This window comes from Paenibacillus sp. E194, from assembly GCF_000935845.1.
GTDB lineage: Bacteria > Bacillota > Bacilli > Paenibacillales > Paenibacillaceae > Paenibacillus_B > Paenibacillus_B alvei_B.
The window spans coordinates 1-2,562 of record NZ_JMDX01000426.1 but is presented as its reverse complement, the minus strand read 5'-3'; the positions used below and the strand labels follow the sequence as shown (position 1 = coordinate 2,562).

Genomic DNA, 2,562 nt, shown 5'->3' with positions numbered 1-2,562 from the left:
GCCAGCTTTTCGAAACGCTGCCGTATTCAACGCCATCAAGAAAATTGCATCTCCAGCCAACGAGGAAAATCTTGACCGGCTCGAAGCACAGTTGCAGAAGATGTCCATCTGAGAACTTAAGGCGTGGGAGGGTCGGGCATGACAGAAAGCCATGCAGCAAATAGCGAAATCAACGCAGCGGAAGAATACGAATTGGTAACAACGAGGGTGATAAATGCATCCCCTGCTCTCGTTTACGAAGCCTGGACAAAACCCGAGCATTTGGCACAGTGGTGGGGTCCGAACGGGTTTACGAACACTTTTCACGAATTTGATTTACGGCCGGGAGGGACATGGGAGTTTGTGATGCACGGACCGAACGGAGTCGATTATCCCAATAAAAGCGAATTTGTTGAAATCGGGCCAGAACGGATCGTGCTGCGGTACCTATATGACCCCCATTTTCAACTCACGGCAACCTTTGAGGATCTTGGCGGCACAACCAGACTAACTATGCGCCAGCTTTTCGAGGATGAAGCCGTATTCAACGCTATCAAGGAAATCGCATCTTTACACACCAAGGAAAATCTTGACCGGCTCGAAGCGCATTTGCAGAAGATGTCCATCTGAGCCTGAGTACCTTTTCCGATAGACTCCTGCCGGCCGCGAGGCCGGTTTTTCCATGTATCTTGTAAGCGTCACACGACCCAGCCTTACATAGCTCTATCTTAGACTGGGTCGTGTGTTGTCTGGAGAATCTATCGTATTTTCCTTCTCATTCCGGCACTAATTTCAGTTCATTTCCTGCCTTTCGGTATTCATTCGGTTCGATACTCGTGACGTGGTATTGTCCGGTCGACCAGTCATCCACCTGGTCATGGTACCACTTGCTCAGCACATGTCCGGATTGGCCGGGCCCCACCACATTCATCGAACGGGTCGGATTGGACATATCGATGACCGTTCGCCACGGTGCCCCATGGGTGACTTCGCCGCTCTCCGCATCCCAACCTGCAGCCCCGACGGTGATACGGCCGCCGCCCATCGGAACAGACTTGGCATTAAAAATCAGATCCAACGGCTTCACAGCGCCAAGAGGATGAGCAAAATCAACCTGATGGAACTTGCCCCACTGCCATTTGTCCGGATGTTTGCCCTGCAGTGAAGCAGCCTGATCTACAGCCAGCTGGAATGCCTGCAGCGCCACCTTTTCGATTCCGCCTTTTTCGTCTATCCATGGCTCCCGCTCGCCTTGAAGCGCTCGGCGGAGCATTTCATCCTTAACGACCGATTTATTGTTAAACAGCTCCATCAAATCAGCGTTGATTTCGGATTTGAATAGCACATCATCAAAACCCTGCATCCACAGCTCAAAGCCAAGCGGCGCAGCCTGATCCGGATCATTCACTTTATTCCAGCCTTGTAAACGCGAAAGCACGTCGCGGTCGATTTGGCGCAAATCCGGCGAGTCTTTGATCTTGGCAATCAACTCATTAACAAACTCTTCTGCCTGAAGGTTATGGCGGTCAAATTGAAGTTTTTTCATATCCTCTACGGTTAGCTTATCCTTGGCAGACAGCACCTGCTGGATACGCGCTTCACGGTATGGCTGGGACCAGACGTCCGTTAGATGATACGGATAGCTGTCGCCGATCACTTTATTGTTCGCCGTAGCGATAAACCCTTCCTTTGGGTTCACGGTTGTGGGCAGTTCATCCCACGGGATATATCCCATCCACTCATATTCATCCGTCCAGCCTGGTACCGGAACCGAACCGTCGCCTTTTTTGCGGATCGGAATCAGACCGTTCCCACGGTAGGCAATTGTGCCGTCCGTAGAAGCAAAAACAAAATTTTGAGCAGGTGATTCAAAATGTGTCAACGCCTGCTTGAATTCCTCCCAGTTCTGCGCTTTCGCGAACATCTGAACCGCTTCGAGCTCGGTTGTTGCATCCAAGGCGATCCATTTCATCGCAAGCGCTGTTTCCTGCCGCTGATCATGTGCGAATTCAGAGATAATCGGGCCATGCCGGGTCACGACAACTTCATACGGCACCGGAGCCTCGCCTTTCACCTTAATTTCCTCTTGATAAACCTTGGCATCTTCCCATTTGCCCATATATTCGAACTGATGGGGATTGTCCGGGTTTCTTTTTTCAATATAGAGATCCTGTACGTCCGGACTCAGATTCGTCACCCCCCAGGCTATCGTGTCGTTATGCCCGAGAATGATCCCTGGAACGCCCGCAAAAATCACTCCGCTCACGTTCAGCTCCGGTGCCGAGAGATGTGTCTCATACCAGATGGACGGCGTACTTAGACCCAGATGTGGGTCATTGGCCAGCATTGGCTTGCCGGATGCCGATTTCTCTCCAGATACGACCCAGTTGTTGCTTCCGTTAAATGGATCCCGCGGAACCGCGGTAGCTGCCAGCGCTGTCAGATCAACCGGTTGTTCTTTTAACGCTTGAATGATCATTGCCCCATCCTTCGGATAGGTTGGCATAAGCGACTGAAATTTCTCGGTGGACAGCTTCTGCGCCATTGCGTACCTAAAAGCCTGACCCTCCCAGTTGCCTGCCA

The 2,562-nt window shown here is 51.4% G+C and carries 2 protein-coding genes; one reads left to right on the top strand and one right to left on the bottom strand.

What is annotated here, in order from left to right:
- The first annotated feature begins 138 nt into the window (after positions 1 to 138).
- Positions 139 to 609, top strand: a complete 471-nt coding sequence (locus tag AZ66_RS28465; RefSeq protein WP_044358011.1) for an SRPBCC family protein — start codon at positions 139 to 141, stop codon at positions 607 to 609.
- A 145-nt stretch (positions 610 to 754) separates the two neighbouring features.
- On the opposite strand, the gene AZ66_RS28460 is transcribed toward AZ66_RS28465, so the two are convergent.
- On the bottom strand, positions 755 to 2,562 hold a 1,808-nt coding region (locus tag AZ66_RS28460; protein WP_044358010.1), incomplete at its 5' end, for a penicillin acylase family protein.

What these genes read in the sequence shown, in the direction of transcription:
- AZ66_RS28465 (WP_044358011.1), top strand. Translation starts at nt 139, where the DNA reads ATGACAGAAAGCCATGCAGCAAATAGCGAAATCAACGCAGCGGAAGAA.